Origin of the sequence: Vibrio tetraodonis, from assembly GCF_003350295.1 — a bacterium.
In the GTDB taxonomy this organism is placed as follows: Bacteria; Pseudomonadota; Gammaproteobacteria; order Enterobacterales; family Vibrionaceae; genus Vibrio; species Vibrio tetraodonis.
In genome coordinates this window covers 203,296-229,764 of the sequence record NZ_QLYY01000007.1, presented here as the reverse complement: position 1 = coordinate 229,764, position 26,469 = coordinate 203,296, and the positions used below count along the sequence as shown (strand labels likewise).

Annotated in this window: 25 protein-coding genes; 12 read left to right on the top strand and 13 right to left on the bottom strand. The window is 42.0% G+C overall.

The features are described from left to right. The first annotated feature begins 9 nt into the window (after positions 1-9). The 3 genes from panE to csdA are packed head-to-tail and all read left to right on the top strand — an operon-like array spanning position 10 to position 2,784. Positions 10-978, top strand: coding sequence for a 2-dehydropantoate 2-reductase (gene panE / locus DPF90_RS04765; RefSeq protein WP_338062857.1), 969 nt, complete (start codon positions 10-12; stop codon positions 976-978). Then, positions 971-1,576, top strand: a complete 606-nt coding sequence (locus DPF90_RS04760) for a DJ-1 family glyoxalase III (RefSeq protein WP_114785177.1) — start codon at positions 971-973, stop codon at positions 1,574-1,576. The genes panE and DPF90_RS04760 overlap by 8 nt, the downstream gene beginning before the upstream one ends. After that, positions 1,573-2,784 (top strand): cysteine desulfurase CsdA, encoded by a 1,212-nt coding sequence (gene csdA / locus DPF90_RS04755; protein WP_114785176.1) that lies wholly within the window; start codon positions 1,573-1,575, stop codon positions 2,782-2,784. The genes DPF90_RS04760 and csdA overlap by 4 nt, the downstream gene beginning before the upstream one ends. Before the next feature lie 34 nt (positions 2,785-2,818). On the opposite strand, the gene radA is transcribed toward csdA, so the two are convergent. Next, on the bottom strand, positions 2,819-4,198 hold the full coding sequence (gene radA, locus DPF90_RS04750) for a DNA repair protein RadA (protein WP_114785175.1): 1,380 nt from the start codon (positions 4,196-4,198) through the stop codon (positions 2,819-2,821). A gap of 134 nt (positions 4,199-4,332) precedes the next feature. Here radA and DPF90_RS04745 point away from each other — a divergent pair, with 134 nt between their 5' ends. After that, positions 4,333-6,678 carry a PilZ domain-containing protein gene (locus tag DPF90_RS04745; protein WP_114785174.1) on the top strand — a complete coding sequence of 782 codons (2,346 nt, stop codon included), beginning with the start codon at positions 4,333-4,335 and terminating at the stop codon, positions 6,676-6,678. 59 nt (positions 6,679-6,737) lie between these two features. Here DPF90_RS04745 and serB read toward each other — a convergent pair whose 3' ends face one another. Next, positions 6,738-7,718, bottom strand: coding sequence for a phosphoserine phosphatase (gene serB / locus DPF90_RS04740; RefSeq protein WP_114785173.1), 981 nt, complete (start codon positions 7,716-7,718; stop codon positions 6,738-6,740). 103 nt (positions 7,719-7,821) lie between these two features. Between serB and DPF90_RS04735 the strand changes: the two genes are divergently transcribed. Next, on the top strand, positions 7,822-8,427 hold the full coding sequence (locus tag DPF90_RS04735) for a YtjB family periplasmic protein (RefSeq protein ID WP_114785172.1): 606 nt from the start codon (positions 7,822-7,824) through the stop codon (positions 8,425-8,427). Positions 8,428-8,465: 38 nt separating this feature from the next. Here DPF90_RS04735 and deoD read toward each other — a convergent pair whose 3' ends face one another. The 3 genes from deoD to deoC form a co-directional block, all read right to left on the bottom strand. Further along, positions 8,466-9,185 (bottom strand): purine-nucleoside phosphorylase, encoded by a 720-nt coding sequence (deoD, locus tag DPF90_RS04730; protein WP_114785171.1) that lies wholly within the window; start codon positions 9,183-9,185, stop codon positions 8,466-8,468. A gap of 77 nt (positions 9,186-9,262) precedes the next feature. Continuing rightward, positions 9,263-10,591, bottom strand: coding sequence for a thymidine phosphorylase (deoA, locus tag DPF90_RS04725; protein ID WP_114785170.1), 1,329 nt, complete (start codon positions 10,589-10,591; stop codon positions 9,263-9,265). Between the two features lie 91 nt (positions 10,592-10,682). Beyond that, positions 10,683-11,459, bottom strand: coding sequence for a deoxyribose-phosphate aldolase (gene deoC, locus DPF90_RS04720; protein ID WP_114785169.1), 777 nt, complete (start codon positions 11,457-11,459; stop codon positions 10,683-10,685). Positions 11,460-11,859: 400 nt separating this feature from the next. Between deoC and aroQ the strand changes: the two genes are divergently transcribed. Beyond that, a complete protein-coding gene (gene aroQ, locus DPF90_RS04715) occupies positions 11,860-12,414 on the top strand; it encodes a gamma subclass chorismate mutase AroQ (protein ID WP_114785168.1) in 555 nt (184 codons plus the stop codon). A gap of 80 nt (positions 12,415-12,494) precedes the next feature. On the opposite strand, the gene DPF90_RS04710 is transcribed toward aroQ, so the two are convergent. The 5 genes from DPF90_RS04710 to DPF90_RS04695 form a co-directional block, all read right to left on the bottom strand. After that, on the bottom strand, positions 12,495-13,760 hold the full coding sequence (locus DPF90_RS04710; RefSeq protein ID WP_114785167.1) for a NupC/NupG family nucleoside CNT transporter: 1,266 nt from the start codon (positions 13,758-13,760) through the stop codon (positions 12,495-12,497). A 205-nt stretch (positions 13,761-13,965) separates the two neighbouring features. Then, positions 13,966-14,739: a TatD family hydrolase gene (locus tag DPF90_RS04705; RefSeq protein ID WP_114785166.1), complete on the bottom strand. Its 774-nt coding sequence runs from the start codon at positions 14,737-14,739 to the stop codon at positions 13,966-13,968. A gap of 2 nt (positions 14,740-14,741) precedes the next feature. Continuing rightward, positions 14,742-14,888, bottom strand: a complete 147-nt coding sequence (locus tag DPF90_RS20325) for a hypothetical protein (protein WP_205395161.1) — start codon at positions 14,886-14,888, stop codon at positions 14,742-14,744. A gap of 12 nt (positions 14,889-14,900) precedes the next feature. Next, positions 14,901-15,674: a peroxide stress protein YaaA gene (yaaA, locus tag DPF90_RS04700; protein ID WP_114785165.1), complete on the bottom strand. Its 774-nt coding sequence runs from the start codon at positions 15,672-15,674 to the stop codon at positions 14,901-14,903. A gap of 98 nt (positions 15,675-15,772) precedes the next feature. After that, entirely contained in the window at positions 15,773-17,206 is a 1,434-nt protein-coding gene (locus tag DPF90_RS04695) for an alanine/glycine:cation symporter family protein (protein ID WP_114785164.1), read from the bottom strand. 701 nt (positions 17,207-17,907) lie between these two features. Here DPF90_RS04695 and DPF90_RS04690 point away from each other — a divergent pair. After that, the gene (locus tag DPF90_RS04690) at positions 17,908-18,090 is read left to right on the top strand and encodes a DUF3545 family protein (RefSeq protein ID WP_114785163.1); all 183 of its coding nucleotides are present in this window, start codon (positions 17,908-17,910) and stop codon (positions 18,088-18,090) included. A gap of 40 nt (positions 18,091-18,130) precedes the next feature. Here the strand turns inward: DPF90_RS04690 and DPF90_RS04685 are convergent, their stop codons facing one another. Continuing rightward, the gene (locus DPF90_RS04685; protein ID WP_114785162.1) at positions 18,131-18,682 is read right to left on the bottom strand and encodes a hemerythrin domain-containing protein; all 552 of its coding nucleotides are present in this window, start codon (positions 18,680-18,682) and stop codon (positions 18,131-18,133) included. 92 nt (positions 18,683-18,774) lie between these two features. After that, positions 18,775-19,467, bottom strand: a complete 693-nt coding sequence (gene ung / locus DPF90_RS04680; RefSeq protein WP_114785161.1) for a uracil-DNA glycosylase — start codon at positions 19,465-19,467, stop codon at positions 18,775-18,777. A gap of 781 nt (positions 19,468-20,248) precedes the next feature. On the opposite strand from ung, the gene grcA reads away from it, so the two are divergent. The 5 genes from grcA (at position 20,249) to DPF90_RS04655 (ending at position 25,490) form a co-directional block, all read left to right on the top strand. After that, on the top strand, positions 20,249-20,626 hold the full coding sequence (gene grcA / locus DPF90_RS04675) for an autonomous glycyl radical cofactor GrcA (RefSeq protein WP_114785160.1): 378 nt from the start codon (positions 20,249-20,251) through the stop codon (positions 20,624-20,626). A gap of 147 nt (positions 20,627-20,773) precedes the next feature. Continuing rightward, the gene (locus tag DPF90_RS04670; RefSeq protein ID WP_240314466.1) at positions 20,774-22,345 is read left to right on the top strand and encodes a sensor domain-containing diguanylate cyclase; all 1,572 of its coding nucleotides are present in this window, start codon (positions 20,774-20,776) and stop codon (positions 22,343-22,345) included. Positions 22,346-22,600: 255 nt separating this feature from the next. Continuing rightward, complete coding sequence (locus tag DPF90_RS04665; RefSeq protein WP_114785159.1) at positions 22,601-23,002, top strand: hypothetical protein; 402 nt, start codon at positions 22,601-22,603, stop codon at positions 23,000-23,002. Positions 23,003-23,395: 393 nt separating this feature from the next. Further along, positions 23,396-24,538, top strand: coding sequence for an RCC1 domain-containing protein (locus DPF90_RS04660; protein WP_114785158.1), 1,143 nt, complete (start codon positions 23,396-23,398; stop codon positions 24,536-24,538). 106 nt (positions 24,539-24,644) lie between these two features. Then, on the top strand, positions 24,645-25,490 hold the full coding sequence (locus DPF90_RS04655; RefSeq protein WP_114785157.1) for a LysR family transcriptional regulator: 846 nt from the start codon (positions 24,645-24,647) through the stop codon (positions 25,488-25,490). Here DPF90_RS04655 and DPF90_RS04650 read toward each other — a convergent pair. Then, complete coding sequence (locus DPF90_RS04650; RefSeq protein WP_114785156.1) at positions 25,441-26,220, bottom strand: TSUP family transporter; 780 nt, start codon at positions 26,218-26,220, stop codon at positions 25,441-25,443. The two genes, DPF90_RS04655 and DPF90_RS04650, sit on opposite strands and share 50 nt — an antisense overlap. Between the last annotated feature and the right edge of the window lie 249 nt (positions 26,221-26,469).

Genomic DNA, 26,469 nt, shown 5'->3' with positions numbered 1-26,469 from the left:
ATTTTTTAAATGGCACGTTTACGTGCCATTTTTATTGGCAATACCTTCATATCATCGTATTCTCTTGGCAAATTTGCGCCTATTATCGTTAAAATGAAGATTGTTATTCTTGGTCCTGGGGCTATTGGCTCTTTATGGGCATGTTGCTTAAGCCGCGCTGGCCATTCAGTGTCACTTTGGTCTCAACACCAATGCGACTCCATTTATCTTCAGCAAGAGCACTTCCCTGAAATACAATTTACCAGCAATGATAAGGACAAACTTACATCAGCAGACCTGTTATTGGTCACGCTTAAAGCCCCTAAGGTTCTGCCAGTTATCGAGAGAATGGTTCTTGATATTGCCCAAGAAACGATTGTGGTCTTAATGCACAATGGCATGGGTACGGCAGAGGCCATCGACACTTTATTACCGAATAATCCACTGGTGATTGCCACTACTACGCATGGCGCCTTTCGCCCAAAACCAAATCAAGTACTGCATACAGGTAACGGATACACAGAGCTTGGCGGCTATAACGACGGTGGTAAACGTTGTGATTTTTTACAGCCCGTGTTTGAGCATGCGCTGCCAAAGACAAGCTGGCAAACTGATATTCTTACTCCAACTTGGCATAAACTGGCAATAAACTGCATCATCAATCCGCTGACTGCAATTGATCAGGTTAAAAATGGAGAGTTATCCTCCCTTAAATATCAGGAAGTCATCACTTTGCTGATAGACGAAATAAGGCAAGTGTTAAACGCTGAAGGGCTACCTGTAACTCGCGAAAAGCTAGTCACTACAGTACATCAGGTTATTGAGGCAACATCTGACAATTACTCGTCTATGTATCAAGACATTTTCCATAAACGCCCAAGCGAGATAGACTTTATCACAGGTTATCTTTTACAAAGAGCAAAGGCACATAATATCTCTGCGCCCGTCAACCAAACGCTCTTTCAAAAAATTAAGCAGATTGAACAAGACCATGACTAAAAAAGTACTGGTACCTATAGCTCAAGGTACAGAAGAGATGGAAGCCATCACTATCATCGACATGATGGTGCGAGCAGGCTATCAAACCGTTATTGCAAGCGCTGATTTCGAAGGTCAGTTAGCAATGAAGGCGTCGCGCGGCGTAACATTAACCGCAGAGTGCAAACTGGTCGATATTGCCGACGATGAGTTTGACGCCGTTGTTTTACCCGGAGGCGTGGGTGGTTCTGAAGTTTTTCGCGATAGCACATTGCTAATCGAAATCGTTCGCCAGCAAATGTATGAAGGCAAATTAGTTGCGGCTATCTGCGCAGCCCCTGCCATAGTGCTTGCTCACCATAATCTGTATCCGGATGCGATTATGACCTGCCACCCAAGTTTTGAGTCTCATATAAGCAAAGAAAAATGGCGTGCTAAACGCGTGACCTACGACGTCAATCACAATCTATTAACCAGTCAGGGGCCTGGCACTGCCCTTGAGTTTGCAATGGAAATTATCATCAATCTTTCAGGCAAGAAGCATGCATGGACAGTTGCGCAGCCTATGATTACTCTTCCTACTCTTCATTATCAAAAGTTAGGTGGCAGTGAATCATGATAGACGTGGAGGCTATTCGCACTCAATTTCCAGCATTGCAGCAAACTGTCAATCAACAAACGCTGATATACCTTGATAGCGCTGCAACGACGCAAAAGCCTGACTGCGTCATCGAGACTATTGCTCACTACTATCGCGCACAAAATGCTAACGTTCATCGCGGCAGTCATAGTCTCACTGCACACGCGACCGGTCAGTTTGAATCCGCACGCTCAACTGTCACCAAATTTATTGGGGCAAAAAGCGAAAAAGAAATCATTTGGACGCGGGGAGCGACTGAAGCGCTAAATCTTATCGCTCAAACCTTTGCTCGGAATGCGCTCGAACCTGATGATGAAATCTTAGTGAGTGAGATGGAGCACCACGCCAATATCGTACCTTGGCAAATCGTAGCTGAGCAAACCGGTGCTAAAGTGGTAAAAGTCCCCATGACAACAGACTGTCAGTGGGATATGAAGGCATTTAACTCTTTACTCTCCCAAAAAACAAAAATTGTTGCACTGGCACATATCACCAACGTCACAGGAACTAGGTTACCGATTGAAGAGGTGATTGCTAAGGCAAAGCAAGTTGACGCGAAAGTGATTATTGACGGCGCACAAGGCATCGTCCATGAGCCCATTAATGTCAATAAGCTTGGTGCTGACTTTTATGTTTTCTCAGGCCATAAGATCTTCGCTCCTGCTGGTATTGGCGTGCTTTATGGAAAATTAGAGTTACTTGAAGCCATGCCACCGTGGCACGGCGGCGGTAAAATGGTTGAGCATGTCTCTTTTTCAGGTACCACATACAGCGCACTTCCCGGAAAATTTGAAGCAGGCACACCAAACGTGGCAGGGGCAATCGCACTCGCTAAGGCAATTGATTGGTATAGTGCGCTGTCTATCCAAGAAGTCGAAAAACATGTGAAAAGCATCACTCAGCAAGCTTATCAGAGGCTAAGCAAGATTGAAGGCGTGAAAGTACTCGGCTATCAGCCTAAAGCAAGTGTGATTTCTTTTGTAGTTGAAGGCGTTCATCATCAAGATGTGGCCACTTTGCTAGATCAACAAGGTGTGGCCATCAGGGCTGGTCACCACTGCGCTCACCCGTTAATGGATGCCCTTGGCGTTAAAGGCACAATAAGAGCATCTTTTGCTGTTTATAACAACTTGGAAGATGTTGACAGATTAATAGCTGGCGTTGAAAAAGCCGTTAACATGCTATAAGAGCTATGGGTTGAGCACGTTCAACCCTATCCATTTACAACTCTTCAAATGCAGAAATAGCATCAGACAGTTTTTTTACTACGTGGATTTGCATTCCCGCGATTCCTCCCTTGGGCATATTGGCCGCTGGTACAATCGCTTTCTTAAAACCATGCTTAAATGCTTCGTTTAATCTTTCCTGCCCGCTTGGAACCGGACGTATTTCACCCGCCAGTCCAACTTCGCCGAAGATCACCACATCTCGAGGTAGAGCTCTGTCTCTAAAACTTGATAGCAGTGCCATGACTAATGCTAGATCAGCACTGGTTTCGGTAACTTTTACCCCACCAACCACATTCACAAACACATCTTGATCCGCCATTTGCAAACCGCCATGTTTATGTAGCACCGCGAGTAAAAGAGAAAGGCGGTTTTGCTCAAGGCCAACAGCAACACGTCTCGGGTTAGCCAATTGGGAATAGTCGACTAACGCCTGTATTTCCACCAGCAAAGGTCGTGTGCCTTCCCAAACCACCATGACAGAGCTTCCCGACGTCTCTTCTTCCCCCCTTGAAAGAAAGATTGCCGAAGGATTGCTGACTTCTTTGAGTCCTTGTCCTGTCATCGCAAAAACACCTAGCTCGTTCACTGCGCCAAAACGATTTTTGTGACTGCGAAGCGTTCTGAAACGGCTGTCAGTGCCACCATCAAGTAATACTGAGCAATCGATAATATGCTCTAGTACTTTCGGTCCTGCTAAAGTACCATCTTTGGTCACGTGCCCAACAATAAACACTGCGACATTATTTTGTTTAGCATAACGGGTTAAAGCAGTCGCCGACTCCCTCACTTGAGCTACGCTTCCGGGTGATGATTGTACATCCGCAACATGCATCACTTGAATCGAGTCAATCACCAATAGCTTGGGCTGCTCTTTTTCAGCAACCTGACAAATTCTGTCCACATTAGTCTCTGACAGCATCTTTAAATTATCTTTTGGCAAACCGAGGCGCGAGGCTCGCATCGCCACCTGTTGTAAAGACTCTTCTCCTGTCACATAGAGTGTGGGCATATGAGAAGCGAGATAACACATGGTTTGTAAAAGCAGGGTCGATTTACCCGCCCCTGGGTTTCCACCTATCAGTATCGCCGCACCTGGCACAACACCTCCACCAAGCACACGATCAAGCTCTTTAAAGCCACTGGTAAAACGAGGGACCTCTTGCAAATCAATCTCAGACAATACTTGAACCTGAGTTTCTCCTGAATTACCTGCGTAACCTGAAAGCCGTTCATGTTTATTCCCCGCTGGTGAGGCAGCCATCCGAACTTCGCTGATCGTATTCCAAGCACCACATGCATTACACTGCCCCTGCCACCTAGGAAAATCCGCCCCACAGTCGTTACATACGTAGGCTCTTTTTACCTTTGCCATATCACTCCAGACCCCAATTAATACCGATCACCTTATCATTCGTCATCGATAGACCTTGATTCGTTGTAACATAACACTAAAGTTTTATATATCAAGGTAGATATTTTTTGCGAGGGGTTATTGAGTAGTAACCGATGGAACAAACCGAAATATTGTCGTTAGCAGAGCGACTCATCACTGCTTATCACTCAGAAGATTTTGACTTCGTTCTTAGCCAAATGACCGAAGGGGAGGCCCCGTCTGTCAAACTTTTAGTCAAAATGGAATTAAACCGAGTGATGGCGCCTTGCTCTAAAATTGTTGACTTAAGAGGCAGGGTTAATGGTGAGTGCCGAGAGTATGAGCTGGATGGGGTAAAACACTGGCTTGATGACGTCGCCTTCAATACTTACCAAAAAAATGTACGCAGGTATGGCGGTTATACGGAAGGGGTATGGGAGGCATTGTGCAACACTCACAATAACTTCCGTGTAATGAAAAAAAGAGGCCAGTTACATGGTGACGAAACCGAAGAAAAGACCAGCATATTCGATGTTGAAGCGGTTAAGCTTGGCTACGACTTAAAACGCCGAGAAAATCGCCTCAAAATCTCTTCTCAAATCGAGTTTAAACTCGCTATTGATCTTGTTCATGCAACAACCATAGACCTTTCTCCATCAGGAGCAAAGTTTAAAGTCCCGTCGGCGTTCGATTATCAAGCTGGCTCAGAAATCTCTGTGAAGTTTACTGAATTGATGAAAGAGTCCGAGCTCGAAGGATTAACCAACCCTATAAAATACCGAATTGTTGGTGTAGATGAATCCTACGATAATGACTCGGTCAAGTTTCTTCGTTTGCTTAAACTAGACGAATCGAATGTCATTGAGCAGTTAATCGATAGTAAACTAAGCAGTGATAGCCAACGTAACCGCCATGACACACAAGACAAAGTCATTCGGGCTCGCTCAAGAGGCTATGAACACACTTTTCTAAAACATACTTGTAATCTTCCTCTGTTCTTCAGTGGTTCTGAGTTAAAGCTTGCCTTAATGACAGAAAATAATCAGCCAATATGGCACTATTGGCATGATGAACGTAATCAACAAGCCTTAACCAATCTTTTTAATCCCAAACGCATAGCACGCATGCTTAAAGCAGGTGAACAAAATTCAAGCCATACGTTTTATACCTTCACACATGGCCATCAAGAAAAAACTTTGTTTTTTTCTATGATGCTGTCAGAGGCAAAGCCTGATGTACAACAACTGTTTTGCCACGTAGGGGCGAGGAAAGAAAGTTGGAAAGTATTTAGAATTCATATGTTCAAGCTTACTGAAGAAGAAAGCTCCGAATTAGCGCGGCATTCTTCGGAGCTCACTCTGGATGCAAGCACACTCACCCATTGCGGCATTTTGCAAGAGCTATCGACAGAGACAAGTAAAGACGACTACTTAATCGCCCCAAAGCCCAAACTCCCCAGTAGCGCCATCAATAATTTTCGCCATGTTCGAAACCCGGCTAATAATCCAGCTTGTATTTATTATGATGCTAAATCACGCCGCAAAGAGCCACGCTTTCAATTTCGCTCTCCTTTGGTACTTACTGGGGAAGATAAACAAACACACTCTGGCATAACGCTTGATATTTCCAAACGTGGTATCAGCATTGCTTTGACTTCTCCTAGCACGCTTAAAGCTGGAGAAACATGCTCGGTGAACTTTACCGAGTTAGACAAACTCGATAAAAACGTCACCTTAAACCAAGTACCATATACAGTAATTAGAATCTCACCTGGGGGAAAACGATTACAACTGGTGATTCTCGAAGATAGCCATACCATGAAAAACATCGCCTTTTTCGGCAGTTTAATTCAACACAATCAAGACAAGTTAAATTCTATAACAGAAGTGCTCCCTAGCAATGAGTTATTAGAAGACCTGCATGATATTCTCCTAGGTAAAATCGTCAGCGCGCCTATTTTTGTTGAAAAACCAACGCGAACTCTCAAACCTAGAGTGATTGGTGTTAATTTCCCTCTGCCATCCTATTTAGTTCCATTGGCAAAGCTCGGTAAGGAAGATAAGTTCTCTCTTGAGCCTATTTTCAAAGGACATACCAATACGTTACTTGCCCAGCCGATGAAGCATATCGACGGGGCACAGCCACAGTTTCACGAAATCTATCTGGCGTTAACTTTATTTGGTAAACGAATCCAGTCATACGAGTCAAAGCTCATCAGTGAATTTGAGTCAGTACAACAGCGAATTGAATTTATAAAAAAAGCTCAAACGATGGGGCGTTTCTATGCGATTCGAATCTGTAGTGCGCCAGTATTCGAGCCGATGAGCGCACTACTTCAACAAGACATTACTGAACTTGCACCGCTTAATATGCATCATGCTAAAACATTGGAAAAAGAAATTACCGGTATCGTCGGCTATAGCGAAATAACAGACATCACTGAAGAAGTGACACTTAGACTGCACTTGCCAAATGAGTAGCTTTTTACTCGTTAATAGAGACGTTTAAACTCAACGCCTCCGCGTGTCATTGACCGACTTTATGGCTTAGCCTGAAAACTTATCTTTCTCTGCTTAGCCAGACTGGCAGACAAAATACATAACACGCCACCCAATCCAGCATAACGCACTGCAGCTTGGGCGCTTTTTTCCACTTTAGACTTAGCATGGTAAGCAATACCCAAACCCGCCGCTTCCATCATAATAAGGTCGTTCGCCCCATCACCAACAGCAACAGTATTGTGTGTTTCTATATCATACAACTCTGCGAGTTCGTGTAAGATATCGGCTTTAGTCTGAGCAGATACTATCTCACCGAGTACGTTTCCTGTTAGCTTACCATTAGCAATTTCCAGTTGATTGGAGCGCGCATAGTCCAAATTCACTGTCGTTTTAAGGTGATCTGAAAAGTAAGTGAAGCCGCCTGAGGCAATTGCCGTTTTCCAACCAAATTGTCGAAGCGTACCAATTAAACCGCCAAGATCAGGCATTAGAGCTAATTCATCCCTAACTTGGGTTAAAATTGATTCATCAGCACCAGCAAGCGCTGCGACTCGGCTACGCAAGCTTTGCTCAAAGTCGAGTTCACCTTGCATGGCACGCTCTGTGAGCTCAGACACTTGCTCTCCAACACCTACCAATTTTGCAATTTCATCAATGCATTCTATTTGAATGGCGGTAGAGTCCATATCCAGCACAATCAAACCCGGTTTAGACAGGTCTGGAACATCATTAAGAGACGCATAATCAAGTGACAATGTTTGCAATATTATCTCATGCTCGGACATTAAGTCCCCTTGCATCAAAGCAACTTGATAAGGCCCGACTTTCCATACATCGACAATATCATTGTGGTAACCTGTGAAGGTATGGATGCGTTCAAAATGTTCGGCTAGTAACTGCTCACCAAAAACAATCCAGTTAGCTTTCGCCTTATCCATGTGATTAGTGAGTCTGGCTTCCGGTAACCGAGCATACAAAGAAGCCTGTTTTTGAATAGAAAGAGTCTTAAACGTTTCCATGTGAGTTATTCCTGAAAAACTTAACCACAACTTAACCTATTGCAATTTGCCTGCGCAAGTATCAATATTCTTTATAGTAAACTTATCTTATGTTTAGGTGAATATGGAATCTTCCCTATTTTCGTTTCGAATGGCTTTGAGAGTACTCACAATCGTCTCTCTTATCAGTATGTTACTTGTGATTGGAATCAATAGCGTCAAGATAAGCCAAGCGAACCAAGATATTCAAAAAAACCAGTTAGATACTCTAATTAAAGTTCTTGTATCTCAAGCATCATTGGCTGCAGGAGAGATGATTGCAAGCCAAGACCAAGAGCGCTTATTAAAGCTCACCAATCAGCTATCCAAAGACGATTTAGTATTTGACGCCACTATTTATGATGCTGAAGGTGTGCGATTAGCATCGAGTGACAAAAGCAAAAGTGTACGAGAAATTCTCGGTTTAGATACCCCGCTCGAGACAGCAAGGATAGGAAAGCAGCAACTCGTAGAACCTGTTACTTACGATAATGTGGTGATAGGTTTTGTGCGCCTTACGTTTGAAACGGGCAAAGTCACTGCTTTCTCTGACCATTATTACAGGAAAAGCGATCGCTACATGTACACTATGGTCGCCATGAGCTTTATTACTGGGATACTTCTGACCATTGTTGTGCGCAGAAAGCCCAGACAAAAGGGTGAAAATCTACTTCTAAAAGACCTAGGCTAGGGGGCTGATGTTCAACATCAACCCTATCATGGCAAAGTTTACTTGCCATCGGACAAGATAATTGAATCGAGTGCTATCAGTATCATCTCATTAAAGGTTGTTTGGCGCTCATCAGAAGTGGTTTGTTCGCCCGTTTTTATGTGATCGGAAACCGTGCAAATCGTCATTGCCTTAGCGCCATATTCAGCGCACACCCCATATATTCCGGCAGCCTCCATCTCTACGCCCAAAATACCGTATTTATCCATTACATCAAACATACTAGGGTTAGGTGTGTAAAACAGCTCCGCAGAGAATAAATTACCAACCTTTACCTCGATGCCACGCTCTTTTGCCGCATCTTCAGCTGCGCGTACCATGTGATAATCGGCAATAGCAGCAAAGTCGTGGTCATTAAAGCGAATACGGTTTACTTTTGAGTCAGTACATGCTCCCAAACCAATAATGACATCGCGGACTTTAATATCATTACTAGCCGCACCGCAACTGCCAACTCGAATGATTTTCTTCACACCATAATCTTTAATAAGCTCCGTGACATATATCGAGCAAGAGGGAATACCCATACCATGCCCCATCACAGATACACGGCGCCCCTTATAATATCCAGTAAAACCCAGCATATTACGAACATCACAGACCTGAGTGACATCATTTAGGAAGGTTTCAGCTATGTACTGAGCACGAAGTGGGTCGCCTGGCATAAGTACAACATCTGAAAAATCTCCTTGCTGGGCGTTGATATGTGGGGTAGCCATAATTGATTATTCCTTTTTCCAATGTTTAGCATTCTAGTTGCGTTTAAGCTTTCGTTATTTATACAGTTAGGCACGCTCTATACATCTTCAGTTCTAATTTGACGATACACACCAGGAGTTGGGGTGTATTCACCTCCAACAGCGATCGCTTGTTGAAGTGATGTAGCGGCCTCTTTCCATTGCTGCTCATTTCGAGCATGGATAGTAGCTAATGGCTTAGCTGAACACGCCTGCTCACCCAAGCGAATAAAATGGTCAAACCCTACAGCATGGTCAATCTTATCTGTCGCAAAGCGGCGCCCTCCCCCCATAGCAACCACAGCCATCCCTATAGCGCGAGTATCCATAGCAGTAACAATTCCCGTTTTCTCAGCAAATACAGCTTGGATAAAAGGCGCTTTTTCTAGGTAATCATCGTAATTTTCGACAAAATCGACTGGCCCACCTAAACCTTCAATCATCATGCCAAAGCATTGCGCTGCTTTACCATTTTCCAATACCTCGATTAACTTGGTACGCGCATGCTCAGTGTTATCAGCTAACCTTCCCAATACCAACATTTCAGCAGCAAGAGCTAGCGTCACTTCTAAAAGACGGGGGTTTTGATATTCACCGGTTAAGAACCGAACTGCTTCTCTGACTTCCAATGCATTACCTGCTGATGAGGCCAATACCTGATTCATATCGGTTAAAATAGCGGTTGTTTTGGTACCTGCACCATTTGCCACTCCGACAATGGATTTCGCCAAACGCTCAGATTCTTCGTAGGTTGGCATAAAGGCGCCTGATCCTACTTTGACATCCATAACTAGAGACTCTAATCCAGCGGCTAACTTTTTCGATAAAATAGAGGCAGTGATCAAAGAAATATTATCAACCGTTGCCGTGACATCTCGAGTGGCATAGACACGTTTATCCGCTGGCGCTAAATTTCCGGTTTGTCCTATGATGGCAACGCCCGCTTGCCTAGTCACATCAGTAAAGACTTGGTTGGATGGCATAATGTTGTAGCCTGGGATAGACTCTAGCTTATCCAGTGTTCCTCCTGTGTGCCCTAGTCCTCTTCCCGAAATCATAGGAACAAAGCCTCCACAGGCCGCAACCATAGGACCCAACATTAATGAGGTCACATCTCCTACACCACCAGTTGAATGCTTGTCCACCACCGGACCAGGAAAGTCTTGTTCGTACCAATCAATGACCATTCCCGAGTCACGCATTGCACAAGTCAACGCAATTCGCTCTGGCATCGTCATTTCATTAAAAAAAATCGCCATTGCAAAAGCTGCTATTTGACCTTCAGAAACGCTGTTATTGGTAATTCCTTGGATAAAAAAATTAATTTCACCAGAGGTCAGCACCTCACCATCACGCTTTCGGCGTATGATTTCTTGGGGTAAATACATTAGAGCCTCCCATACATTGGGGGTTGATGAATCAGATACAGCGGCAAGTAAACACTTACCGCTAAATTGACAAGATTAAGATCTATCGATCTCAATAAGCTGCAGGATCAGCGGTTTCTTTTGTCACTTCTAATGTATGAAGGAGGTTGGTCAGAAGACTCGAGGCTCCAAATCGGTAGTGACGTGCATCGACCCAGTGTTCACCCAATATTTCATCCGCCATGGTCAAATAAGCGGCAGCATCTTCAGCAGTACGTACTCCACCAGCAGGCTTAAAACCAACAGTAGAAGCGACCTCCATATCTCGAATCACTTCCAACATCATTCGAGCATATTCAGGTGTGGCATTGACTGGGACCTTGCCCGTCGATGTTTTGATAAAATCAGCGCCAGCATTGATTGATATCTGTGAAGCCTTTTTTATCAATGCTTCTTGTTTAAGCTCACCGGTTTCAATAATCACTTTGAGCAAAATGTCACCACAGGCTTGCTTGCACTGCTTTACGAGTTCAAAGCCTACCTCTTCGTCACCTGCCATCAGCGCACGATATGGAAAGACCACATCAACTTCATCAGCACCATAAGCGATTGCAGCTTTGGTCTCTGCCACCGCGATACCAATATCGGAGTTTCCATGCGGGAAGTTAGTCACAGTCGCAATTTTAATATTGGGTGTGCCTTGTTCTTTAAGTGTCTTTTTGGCTACAGGGATAAAGCGAGGATAGATACAGATCGCTGCCGTATTGCCAACTTTTGACTTAGCCTCGCGACACAGCTTGATGACTTTTTCATCGGTATCATCATCATTTAGCGTGGTAAGATCCATCAATTTAAGCGCCCTTAAAGCCGCGTCTTTTAAATCGCTCATTCCTATCTCCGAACAATATTTATTTTTTGGCCTAATGGAAAAGTTAGAATGTAATTTCTATAAACTGGAAATCAAAATTTTCAGTCAGCTGTAACACTCTCATATAGTCACAATACCTAGGCTTAACCCATAACGATAGCCACTTATAAAACGCAAACGGTTTGGATCTCAAACTAACTTCAGCCTTAGGTGAGACTACTAAATGAGTTAAGTAGTGAAGCCTAAACAAGCGCTTAATCTAAGCTTTATCAGGATATTGATATGCAATAACTCAAGCATGAATATGAACTATCATGGATAACAATATTTCATCTCATCATTATAAATATAAATGTGACCGAGAAGTGCATCTATGATAGAAATGTCAATTATTCTTATTTGTTAAGTATTAGGAAATTTAATGCATAAAATAAAAGGCTTGCTGCTGTCTACTCTTCTCATATTGCCTGTTTTCGCTCACGCTGAAGAAAGTTATAAAACTGTATTTGAAAAAATTAATCAACGCATGAGTTTTATGCAAGACGTAGCCCTTTATAAAATCAACCACCACCTCGCTATAGAAGATGTAGAAAGGGAAGCTGTCGTTGTAGAGAAATCAAAAGCTGCCAGCGAAAAATACGGCTTAGATGGTGATTCAACAACAGAATTTACCCGCAGTCTAATTTCAGCAGCTAAAGCTATTCAATATCGCTATCGCGCTGATATTCTGAGTCAAACGGCTGATATCCATAAAAAACCTAGAGACCTTAAAACGGAGATACGTCCAGCTTTAATCAAACTTAGTGGTGAACTGAATGCTGCTATCTCTGACTACCTAAAAACTGGTAACAAATTTACTGACGATCAATACCAGACTTTTGCAACAGTAATTAATGATCCCTACCTAAAAGACAATGACAAAAAGCTTATCTTCAAAGCTTTACAAAACATCCAAGTAAAAACAGTTTCAAAATAATGGCTTTAATCATTTTGGCCTAACTAACAAAAAACCCGCTTCATAGCGGGTTTTTTATTCACTTCAACGAGCTGGTCTTACTACATACCAGATAAGGTTAGGCAGAAGCCTGCAATGGTTGCAGCCATTAGGTTTGACAATGTACCCGCAGCAACCGCTTTCATCCCCATGCGAGCGATATCAGAACGACGCTGAGGTGCAAGCCCACCTATGCCACCTAACAAAATTGCAATCGAAGACAGATTAGCAAAGCCACACAGTGCAAATGAAATGATTGCCTTAGTTTTCTCAGATAGCACGATTTCTGCTGAATCACCCAAAAGCGGAGCAAAGTTTAGATATGCAACAAACTCATTTACTACCAATTTTTGACCAATAAATGATCCCGCAATCGTTGCTTCTTCCCATGGAACACCGATTAGGAAAGCAAGTGGAGAGAAAACATAACCAAGGATTAACTCTAGCGTCAGCTCAGGCATTCCAAACCAACCACCAACACCACCCAAGATACCGTTAACAAGCGCAATAAGGCCAACGAAAGCAAGTAGCATGGCACCAACATTCAGTGCCAACTGTAAACCTACTGCTGCACCACCAGCGGCGGCATCAATAACGTTAGAAGGCTTGTCTTCTGCACCATTAATATCACCATCAAAGCTTTCATTAGGCTTATCAGTTTCTGGCATGATGATCTTTGCAAACAGCAAACCACCAGGCGCAGCCATAAAGGATGCAGCGACTAGATACTCGATCGGAACTCCCATAGATGCATAGCCAGCAAGTACACCACCAGCAACAGAGGCTAGACCGCCACACATTACAGCAAATAACTCTGATTGAGTCATTTTAGGAACGAATGGACGAACGACTAGAGGAGCTTCGGTTTGACCGACAAAAATGTTTGCCGCCGCAGACATAGACTCTGAACGTGAAGTACCCAATACTTTTTGTAGTGCACCACCAAGGATCTTAATTACCCACTGCATAATACCGATGTAGTACAAAACAGAGATAAATGCAGAGAAGAAAATTAGTGTAGGAAGGACTCGGAAAGCGAAGACGAAACCACCGCCACCGAACATTTCAAACATTTTGTCTGATACTAGACCACCAAAGATAAAATCGGAGCCTTTATTACCGTATGCAATAACATTCGAAACGCCGTCAGAAAAACCCTTTAGCAGTTCCTGCCCCCAAGGTATGTATAAAATAAATGCACCAAGTGCAAATTGAATAGCGAATGCGCCACCCACTGTTCTATAGTTAATAGCTTTACGGTTGCTAGATAATGCTACTGCGATTGCAAGTAGAACTAGCATACCGACTAGGCTCATAAACAGGCTCATAGTTTATGACTTCCTTATATGTTGTTTGTTGGCGTGTTACAATTATGGAGCTATAAAGCGGGGGCAATTATACTCATCCGGCCACACATAAAGTAATGTGTTCTTCACAGTTTCTAATAAGATTCATCATGTGTTCACTCATTTATGTGATAAAGATCTCGCTTATAAATATATTAAATCATATAAATAACATTTTACTTAGATTTTATTCACAAACTTTAAAGACCAGATTGGCATTTTTCCATGTCATTTGTGCGACAGATAGCTCATCTGTATCACGCAGAAGAGCCAAACAAGACAAGACTTGAGATAACATTGCGGGGTGATTAGGCTTTCCTTGATACCCCATAAGCGGCATATCTGGAGCATCTGTCTCTAGCACTATCCATTCAAGAGGTAAATTCGCTGCCGTCTGGCGAGTTTTCCTCGCACGAGGGTAAGTGATAACTCCACCTATACCAATATAAAAACCAAGTTCGATAAATTGCATCGCTTGTTGATAGCTGCCAGAAAAGCCATGCAATATACCCCCAAAAGCAAACTTCTGCTTTTTTAACAGCTGAAGGACTTCATTATGCGTTTTTCTGCTGTGAAGTATTAAAGGTAATTGAAGGTCATTTGCCAATGCAATTTGTGCATTAAATACCTTACCTTGTATGTCATGGTCAACATCAACCATAGCATCTAGGCCACATTCACCAATCGCTCGAAAGTGATTAAGATGGGCCTCTGTTTGTTTCTGTAAATCGGTAAGGTGATAAACACTATTGTCGGTAAGAAAATAAGGGTGCATACCTAATGCTGTATATATACCCGCATGTTCAGTCGACATTGCAAGCAACTTATCCCAGTTTGATGGGCCAATAGAGGGAATCATTATCCTCTCTACACCTTGAGTCTGAGCCAACTCAAGCTGATAGGCAAAGTCATCTGTAAAAACATCGAAATCAAAATGACAGTGGGTGTCAAAAAGGCGCATTATCATTGCGCCTTGTGTGTAGAAATAGATACTTGGTCATTAGAGTCATCACGATAAAGAACACAGCGGCGTCGATTGGCTTCAACGAGCCCCATAGACTCACACCATGAGTCATAACGTACAATCCACTTTTTGAGCCAAGCATACATAACTAAAAACCTTTATTGCTCTTCTCGCTTAAAGAGCAACTCTGTTGGTGATGACTCTTGCTCAACAAAATAATAACCCGCAACATCAAAGTTTGTCAGTTTTGCCACACTATCAATGCGATTTTCGATAATATATCTTGCCATCATACCGCGTGCCTTTTTAGCATAGAAGCTGATGACCTTATACTGGCCGCTTTTACAATCTTTAAATATCGGCGTCACCACTTGAGCATCGAGTAACTTTGGTTTAACTGCCTTAAAGTATTCATTCGAAGCTAAGTTTATCAGCACATTATCACCCTGATCTGCAATAGCCGCGTTTAGCTTATCTGTTATCACATTACCCCAGAATTGATAGAGATTACTTCCTTTGCTATTCGCGAGCTTAGTGCCCATCTCCAATCGGTAAGGCTGCATTAGATCGAGGGGTTTAAGTAACCCATACAATCCAGATAGCATTCTTAAGTGCTTTTGGGCATAGTCAAAATCATCGTCAGAAAGTGTTTGTGCATCTAGTCCTGTATACACATCACCCTTAAAAGCCAAAATCGCTTGACGTGCGTTCTCGGTTGTAAATTTCTCATTCCAGTCTTGGAAGCGTCCAACATTAAGATCGGCAATCTTGTCGCTAACTTTCATTAAACTAGCAACATCAGCAGGCGTGAGCTTTCGACATACATCGATCAATTGCTTGGAGTATTCAACTAGCTCTGGTTGCGTATATTTCTCTGTCGCTAAAGGTGACTCATAATCTAAAGTTTTTGCAGGTGATACGACGATTAACATGACTTTAACTCTATCCTTCCTGTTGTGATTATCTATAGAGTACAAAAAAAGCCATGCAATGTCTGCATGGCTTTCTGTATCGTTATCATAGATAAGGTCTATGACTCTTTTTTGCTGTTATCCCAAATACCATCTTCTAACTGTGATTTGAGCTCAGGAAAGTCATTGCTATCAAACGTTGGAACCTTACCCGCTTTAAGCTGACGGTTATAGTCTTTAGCCAGTTTGATAACGATTCCTGAAAGTAACAGAATAGCGACTAGGTTAACAATAGCCATCATTCCCATAGATACATCAGCAAGTGACCAAACAATAGGCAAAGAAGCTACGGCACCAAACATCACCATACCCAGAACAATAATACGGAAAATCCCCAAACGTGCCTTGTGGTTATGCTCAAGAAATATTAGGTTTGTCTCTGCATAGGAATAGTTAGCGATGATGGAAGTAAAGGCAAAGAAGAAAATTGCAATCGCAACAAAAACTCCGCCCCAAGAACCAACCTGAGAACTCAACGCTGCCTGTGTTAGCTCGATGCCTGTGATTTCACCATGAGGTACATATTCACCAGACATAAGAATAATAGCCACAGTAGCAGAACAAATAACTATGGTATCCATAAATACACCGAGCATCTGTACATACCCCTGAGATGCTGGGTGTGGCGGATAAGGCGTCGCAGATGCCGCTGCATTCGGTGCAGAGCCCATACCAGCTTCATTTGAGAACAAGCCGCGTTTGATACCATTAATCATCGCCTGTGCAATCGCGTATCCAAGACCACCAGCCGCAGCCTCTTGTAGGCCAAAAGCACTCTTAAAGATCAAGCTAAGTACTGCTGGTAGTTTTTCAATATTGGCAAAAACAACGAACAGGGCTAGCAATAAGTACAGTAGCGCCATTGCAGGAACAATCATTTCAGCAACACGTGCGATTCGCTTAATACCACCGAAAATGATCACTGCAGAAAGCATTACTACGGCGATACCAACGTAAGTTTCGTCCCAACCAAATGCTGTATTCATTGCTCCAGCAATAGAGTTAGCTTGTACAGCGTTAAATACCAAACCAAAGGCGATGATAAGGAAAATAGAAAAGAGCACGCCCATCCAGCGCATTCCTAAGCCTTTTTCCATGTAATAAGCAGGACCACCGCGATAGTTGCCATCATCATCTTTGGTTTTGTATAACTGTGCTAATGTACTTTCAGCGAATGATGTCGCCATACCTAGCATAGCGATAAGCCACATCCAGAAAATGGCACCAGGTCCACCGGCCGTTAACGCAACAGCAACACCAGCCATATTACCAGTACCAACACGGGCAGCAAGGCTAGTACATAAGGCTTGAAATGATGAAATGCCTGCATTGTCGGCTTTACGGCTGTTCTTCAAAACCGAAAACATATGACCGAAATGTCTAAATTGGATAAAGCCAAGTCTGACAGTAAAGTACACTCCGACACCAACCAGTAAATAAACCAGAATCGAACCCCAAAGTAGGTCATTCATCAAATTAATTAAATCTGTCATAAGCTCCTCATATTGAGTGTTCGCTGCTCTATGCTTCCTTGCCTTCCATCCAGTCGCTAACCAAGTGTCAACTTTGCTTAGTATTATTGTTTGTTTATCGTGCAACTCAGATATGTAAAACGCGCCTCATGCTTCCATTTTACGTAGCAACGTATTTTTTGACTGGCGGATAATGCTATCTACCCAGTCAAAAATCAATATGAAAGCACATTCATATCTGTTTTAATTTTAACTATAAAATCACCATTAGCTAACACAAAAAAACACAAAAAAAACACAACCAAGAAACATTAGCATTAAAATTTAACAACAATAAATAATAGACAACCTGACAGACATATGACCTTCTTTAAATGATTGTCACTCCTTTAATGCCAAGGACTCATCCAAGACTCTCGTTAGTGATATTTACAATAGCAATCATACAAAACAAGTAGCACAATATCGAAACTCATCACAAATCAGTTCGTTTAATTTTTAAACACCCTTTTAACATTTAACTTGTGATAGTTTGCACACTAAATCTTTTCCGTTTGGATAAAAAATCAACAAATTTTCATCATTTTTCTGTGAGGCTCAGTTAAAAATGCATAAAAAATTAATTTAATCGTAACAAATGCGAAACCAATCAAGGTTAGGCTTCAAACGGAGTGGTATTTAAACTGTACCCCTTAAAGGGAAATCATTTAAAGAGGTGGCTTATGGAAGGCTTAAACTTTGAAGATATCATGGAAATGGATTTTCCAAAAACTCGAGCAGCTCGCTCTAAACCAGTCAAACGTAAATGGCGCGAAATTGAAGCAATTAAGGATAAGCAAAGGCTACAGAGAGAACTGAAAGACATGGACATCGGCTTCGATGATTTTGATGAACTCGACTACTGATACTTTAAGGAGGCACACAAGTGCCTCCTTTTTATTTTAATTAAACACTTTCTCGTTCACCTTGGCGAACACGCTGGGCAATCTGTTGATATTCTTCGGCGATAGTATCACCGAACACAGGATCGTCCTCACCGACATTCCAACGCTTTTCGACTTCCTGCCAGTCATGGAGATTAAAGCTTTTCTCAATTAAAGGTAGAATGGAACGCTCCTCAAACTCCAAATGACGCCTTTGTACTTTGATAAACTCTTCAAGCTGCTCGACAAAGATATGTCGAGGAACAACAGCATCTTGTAAAATCATTTCAACCGTATTGAGGAAAGCGTGAGTTTTGTCTGACAATAATTCATGCTCTTGCTCCAAGTCTTCCATCTCCTGTTTATGGCCGTAATGCTCCGTATAATAGTGATAGAGAATATCTTCTTTAGGGTGATGGACTCGCTCTGAATGATTGGCCATATAGTCGACAATTTCCTTGACCAAGATGTAGTTTATTGGCTGCTCTGTATGCATTTGCGCTATTTTCTTTTTCAATACAGCCAGAAGCCGAACCATATAACTGTGTTCTCTGTGGATCCTTTCCATCATCATGATGACACCTCTTAAGCCTTTTTTTTGTAAGTGTATAAGAAAGCATTTGATCGGATATTGACCCTAGTCGAAAATTAACAACGAAAAACTATCTATTCAGTCACATCCACTGACACCGGTAATCGCCAATCAATCTCCGACTTGCCCATGGACTGGAGAAGATGGTTCGCTCTTGAGAAATGTCGGCAACCGAAGAAACCTCGGTGTGCAGATAAAGGAGAAGGGTGTGGCGCTTCTAAAATGTGATGACGTTTACGATCAATAAATCGGCCTTTCTTTTGCGCATGAGATCCCCAGAGTAAAAAGATAACGCCTGATTGATGTTGGTTTATCGCTTCAATGACTTTGTCTGTAAACGTTTCCCAGCCTGTTTTTGAGTGCGAATGCGCTTTACCTTTCTCTACGGTCAAGACAGTGTTAAGCAATAAAACTCCCTGCTCAGCCCAATTTTGCAGATATCCATGGGTTGGGATCTCAAACCCCTCAATATCTTGAGATAGCTCTTTGTACATATTTACTAAGGAAGGAGGTGGTTTAATTCCAGGAAGAACAGAAAAGCACAAACCATGAGCCTGCTTTGGTCCGTGATAGGGATCCTGACCAAGGATGACGACCTTTATATCACCAAATTCAGTCGCTCGAAACGCGTTGAAAACATCTTTGGCGGGGGGATACACGGCTTTACCTAAAGCCCTTTCAGACTCAACGAAGTTTAGGGTCTGCTGAAAATAATCCTGCAGCTTTTCCGCTCCAATGACATCATGCCACGCAAGTTGCTGGCCCATTGTATTGTTCCTTTTCTAGTTAATGCTGTACTGATTGTCGCAAAAAGTGTCCAAGGAACAAAGCGGTTAACAAGGTGATATTAATGTTTTTGCGGTATCCTATGGTGTCCTTGTCCTGTGACATGTCGGTTTGGCACTGGCATACGAGAAACGCGGGGACGAATATAAAAGGATGTATACGGCATAACTTTATCCTCATGAGTTGCAAGCCTAACTAGGCTATGAAAATTTAGTGCCAATGTTTCAAAAACCCAGCTATGTAATTAATGCACTCGAGTCTATTTGCTTTTTTCTATCTATATTTCATACGCCTAACTAACTCTTATCTTAAACAGCACAAAACAAAAACCCGCTAGGCGGAGCTTAAAGTGTTTAAAAAGCGGCAATTCTACTTATTTCAAGAGGCAATGCCACCATCTCTTTATGCTTCTCAAGATGACAATCACTATGACTAGCGACCAATTGAGCTTACCACTTTTGCCTTTGAAAGATTCACCACTTTTAAGCCCTTTTACATTTCAATCCCAGAAATAACAATATAGTAAAATAACAACAAAATAGTCCAAGTAAGACTTTTACCCTTTATAACAAGAGTAAATAAAACATACATCAAGAAAGTAAAGCTATTTAAATCAGTCTAAATAGTATCAACAACTTAGAGTACTTAGTATTTCATTGATTAAAATCAAAGCTAAGAAAACGTCAGTGCGCTATATGATAATCAAGTATGGAAATTTAGAAAAAAACACCAACAAACAATTATTTCGAATAGGGGATAGACATGATCCAAGGGATACAAATTACCAAAGCTGCCAATGACGCACTAGTTAACTCAATTTGGCTACTTGACACAGAGAAAGGCGAAGCGCGATGCGTTGCCGCACAGACTGAATATACTTGTGATCAAGTGATCGCGACTAGCGATCTCGGTGAGTATGAAAGCCGTGAGGTAACTATTGAAACGGCTCCACGTATTGAAGGCGGACAACACCTTAATGTTAACGTTCTAAAACGTGAGACCTTAGAAGATGCAGTCGCAAACCCAGAGAAATATCCTCAACTTACCATCAGAGTTTCAGGTTACGCAGTACGTTTTAATTCATTAACTACAGAGCAACAACGAGACGTCATTGCTCGAACTTTTACAGAGTCATTGTAAAGAAACCAAACCATAGGGCGCTATTACGCGCCTTATTTACCCCCATCAATCCCCTTCCAAAACGTATCCATTAATCACCTTCCACAAGCCATTAATATACTAAACTATCAGTAAACGATAGTTCATAGGATCAAATGGGGAATTGGTTTGCATCATAGTTCAAACTTGCGGCCCGCCCTTGGGCTGAGACTTTTTGTTCACCTTGGCACACTCATTGCCCTCATCGCAATATCTTTTGGTATTTTGGTGAGTGAGTATCAGGACCAAAAGCGTCGGATTCTCGACAATTACTCCATTATTATGGAGTCAAAAGTACGCTCTAGTATTGGCGTGTACAACAAGTTTTCTCACTTTGTTTACCAGCAGATTATAAGTAACGAAAAAGTGCTTGAGCTCTTAACAGTGGCGTTAGAAGAAAATGGAGTAAAGCGCGATGAGGCAAGGCTCAAGTTGTATCAGCTACTAAAATCTGACTACAAGCGGCTCAGATCTCACAACTTCAGGCAGTTACATTTCCACTTCCCAAATGGTGATAGTTTCCTCAGAGTACACAAACCCGAAAAGTTCGGTGATAACTTGTTTTCCATCCGCGAATCAGTGCGGTTAGCCAACACTGAACAACGTATAGTCGAAGGCTTTGAAGAAGGACGTATTTTCAACGGCTATCGATTTGTTTATCCCGTTAACAAAGGACAACAGTCTCTTGGCAGTGTTGAAGTTTCCCTTTCGATGGGTAGTATTGTCGACCTGCTGGTCGAGCTTTATCCACAAAATGACTTCCAGTTTATTATTAGTCAGGATGCGGTAGACTCAAAATTGTTTAAGGACATGAAAAATCACTACATCCCCAGTGTTCTAACTGATGGGTATTACTATGACAAAGCTGTGTTTGAAAAACACTTACGAGACGTTAACCACAGAAGTCTTATTGATCAGGCTAAAACCTACAGTAGCAAGCTAAAACCGCTATTTGATAAAAAAGAAAGCTTCTCACAGGCCGTCTCTTTACAAGGCAAAGATTACATCATCAGTTTTCTTTCAATCAAAAACTTCAAAGACCAACATGTGGCTTACCTAATCAGCAGCTCTCGAGACAATTTGTTGGGGACTTTACTGCAAAACTACGCCACCTACTTTATCCTGATTATCGTTGTGTCTTTGTTCTACATTTGGAATATTTACTCTGAATTTACTCATAAAAAAGAGCTAACTTACCTATCAAGTACCGATTTTTTAACCAAGCTTTCAAACCGAAATACCTTTACTGAAAACATACAGTTTGAACATGCTAAGTCGAAAAGCTTTAACACGACACTCAGCGTGATCCTGTTCGATATTGATCACTTCAAAAAAATCAATGATGAGCTTGGACACAATGCAGGGGATGATTGCCTTAAAGAGCTCAGTGAACTCGTCTCAAAAAAGGTCAGACATACAGACACATTAGCAAGGTGGGGAGGAGAAGAGTTTATCATCTTACTCCCTGAAACACCGGAAGAGAGCGCTTTAAAAGTTGCCGAAGCGATTAGAAAAGCCATTGAGTCAAACGCCTTTTCACTAAATCGTACTGTCACCGTGAGTTTAGGGGTTGCAGAAATTACCCCAGACGACAGCACTGTGGATATGGTCATAGCCCGAGCCGACGAAGCATTGTATGCCTCAAAAGAAGCGGGAAGAAATAAGGCAAATGCATGGTCTAGCTTAAAAGTTAATAATTAGATACTCATAATTCATTTAATAATCCAGCGTTAATTTTGCATAAATAATTACAATCAACTTAATTTTTTATAAACGTAATTTAATTACCTTATCTATTAATAGCAATGCTATTTTTATAGCCAAACATCAAAGTATTGTAATTTATTATTAAATAATTGAGACCTTATGCATATTTTATATTCTTGACTTATTTACTCAGGCAAATGAAATACCCTACCTTGTTGTAACATTTTAATAACAAGGAACGTTTATCATATGAAATTTTCATCTCTATTATTATCTTCATTGCTACTATTAAGTTCGTCAGTCTGTGCCAATACTACCACTTATGTCTATTGTGGCCCGCCTGATGGTGGTCGTGATTGGGATTGGCTGTTAGACCATGATGATAACTACGTCACCATAAAAGGACAGTGGGCGCGTATAACTGAAGCAAGTGGTCGTTACTTTAAGGTATTCAGAGTAAGTGAGGCATTATGGCAACAAAAGTCTCTGCAGTGCCCTTCTGGATATAATGTTCAGCCTGCAGACAGTGGCACCTCTCGATGGGAAATTTTTGAAGTGATTCGTGCTAATGGCTCAAGCTATTTAATCAATGGATACAGAACCTATTATTTCCAAGGTCAAATAGAATCTAACTTCCAACTCAGAGTTTAGCTTGAAGCATTTAATTGAATTAGTTGATTTTATTTATTAAAAAATTGATCATTAACAATTTTTAACACATTATATTTTATCCATTATAAAATATAAAAATAAGGTCATTATGAAAAAAACAATCCTATTACTCGCTGTCGCTCTTTTTTCTTCCTCTAGCTCAATAGCCAGTATTAGCTGCCCTCCTGGTGAAATGCCAATTTGTAGTGTTAACTTATGTTTCTGCGATAAACTTTAACTCTGTATTTCAATATAGAAACATAGAATTAAATAGGCTAATGATATGGACATTAGCCTATTTTTATTTTAAGTAATAATCATCACTAGGTGTTAACCAGTCAAAATTAATAGCATAACGGTTATACACTGATTGGATAAAAATATAAGGCGTTTATGATTAAAATGAAGGTTTTCTTTTTCGTCAGTCTCTTTTTCTTTATCTCTATTGTACAGGCACAAACGCCAACTTCTTGGAAACAAGTCTCTTTAGGTAGCAGCCATACCTGCGCGCTATCAACTTCAGATGAGCTCTACTGCTGGGGAAACAATTACGCAGGCCAGCTAGGTGTCGGTTTATCAGATGTTCATAGCGTAACAAGACCAAGCTTGGTCAGTCTATCCGAAGACACGGAGCAACTTAGCCTAGCGGATGACCACTCCTGCGCCCTATCAACTCAGGGAAATATTGCTTGTTGGGGTGACAATATACGTTATTTACTTGGTCCGGGCTCTTACCGTCGCTTCGCTCCAAGGCCGTTGCCGAATCAAACCTCTGCACTGGCGTTATCTATGGGGAGCAATCATGCATGCTTAATCAAAGCTAATAATGCAGCGCAATGCTGGGGGGATAACTTTTTTGGTCAACTTGGCACAGGCCGAACTCGACGTGAACTAAGTCCTACCAATGTGATGGAAACCTCACCTTTAAGCGATATCCAAGTGGGAGAGAATTTCACATGCCTACAAACTCAGTCCGGTCAAGTAAAATGCTGGGGGAATAATTATTCTGGTCAGCTAGGGATTGGTTTCGCCAATAATCGCACCCAAGACAATCAGTCTTACATGCTCCCTCTTTTGGTTGAACTCGGTCGCGCTTCATCAGAAATTGCAACTGGTGAGCACTTTGCTTGCTCGCTACTGGATAATAAACAAGTCAAATGTTGGGGCAATAACCAATCCGGTCAACTTGGAATAGGCAGTCAAAGAAACAAAGCACGGCCAAGCAGCCTAAGCTTCTCAAACGATGTGGAAAAGCTGGCGCTCGGTAAACAGCATGGCTGCGCCATACTACAAAATGGCACACTGCAATGTTGGGGAGATAATCAATACGGGCAGCTAGGCATTGGCAGCCGTGATAGCCAAACCATTCCAACCACAGTCACGCTTGGCCAAAGTGCAAAACAAATATCACTGGGCGATAAGCATACTTGCGCTCTGTTAGCCGATGATTCCCTCAAATGTTGGGGCGACAATATGCAAGGTCAATTGGGCTTGGGTCATAGAGAGCTAAAAACCAACCCGCATAGCGTTAATTAAAAAAGGAGGATACCCTCCTTTTTTAATTAAGTGTTGAAACTCGACTGTGAAACTAAATCAAGTTGCGCTACATTGAATTATTCATTCCTATTTTTCAACATTAGTTATGTTACTTGAAGGCATTGAAACTTTGCTGGTTTTGAGCAAAGCCAAAACCATGAGTCGTGCGGGAAGTTTACTGTATATCAGCCAGTCAGCAGTCAGCAAACGGATTGCCAATTTAGAAAAGAAACTGGATAAAAAACTGATTGAGCCTGACGGCCGTTCAATAAAACTCACTGCAGATGGACAAGCTTTGATCGACAGTATTGGCCCATCATTTAACGAGCTGCGCGGCCTTATTTATGAACAGCAAACTCTGCAAGATACCTCATGGATAACTCTAGATAGTTCAAAGTCTCTGATTGCAGGATATCTTGGTAAAACCATCGCGGATTACTTAAAACACGATGCCTTTTTGACCATCACTACCAATCACACACCGCGAATTGTGGAACATGTCAAATCGGGTAAAGCCACATTGGGCCTTTGCGCTGGCTTAATGCCCGCCCATCATGGCCTACTCACATTCCACTTGGCTGATGAGCCTTTTGCAATTGTGTATAATAAGCCGTTAAATAAGCTGCCCGATACCATAATTACCAATGATTTAACCAATCCATCCAACAGTTATCAGCGACAAACTCTCGATAAGTTCAATATCACACCAATTATGGAAATGGACGCTTATACAGCCGCCGCTCAGCTTGCTCTAGGTGGAACCGCGCCCGCGCTTATACCTAACTCCATTATCAAAACCTTAAGCATCTCAGAAAAGTACTGTTTTCGTTTTACTGAACTGGCGCATCTTATTCGTCCTATCCATATTTGTGTCAGACAAAACGTATATCAATCTCCCAGAGTTAAAACATTGATAGCAACCATTGGTGATGCTGTTGCCAAAGCAGTTTAAGTGCCATCACCATAGACATAGTGATCACCAAGGGTCGAATCCATTTTTGCCCTTTTGTTACCACCACTTTCGCACCAAGACGCGCCCCGATAAAACCGCCAATCGCCATCACTAAACCGAGTTGCCAAATAGGCAAGCCAGCAATAATAAAAAACAGCAGCGCAGCAATATTGGAGGTAAAGTTGAGCACCTTGGTTCGAGCAGTCGCCGCCACCAAAGAAAATTGTCCAATCACCACAAAACACACGGTAAAGATGGAACCCGTTCCGGGACCAAAAAATCCATCATAAAAACCCACACCGCCACCCACACACAAGGCAAACATCGCCTCTGATATCTTTGCTTCACCAGAGTGTGCTTTAGCCTTAGGCATGAGTAGGAAGTACAAAGAAATAGCCAAGAGTAAAATGGGAATTAAGCTGGTCAGAATACCTGCATCAACATACTGAACAGCTTCAGCACCAATCGCAGCGCCTACAAAGGTGCAGCCAATAGCAAGGCGCATTTCTTTGAGGCTCACAATACCGTTGCGAACAAAGTACCAACTCGCCGAGAAACTGCCAAATGAGCTTTGCAGCTTATTGGTCGCCAGTGCCTGAGTCGGTGGAACGCCTGCTGCAAGTAAAGCTGGCAAGGTGAGTAATCCTCCCCCACCAGCCATAGCATCAATAAAACCAGCCGCAGTGGCGACAAAGAAAAGTAAGGCTAATATTTCAAATGAGATGTCCATATCGAGAGCTTGTTAATCAATAATTGATAATAAACATATCATTCTATTTTAGACCCACATAAGGAAAGCTTAGATATTAACCTATTCCTTTTTTTCATGATTAATTAAAAACAGAATGTATGGATAAAAGTGCCTCTTATCCATTCCCATCACTCAAAGAAAAATTGTACTCTGATTTATCCTTGAGCAGGCTCGAAGCTTTGAATAGTAACAAAATGTCAAGAGGAGGCTTATTGATTACTTAGACAA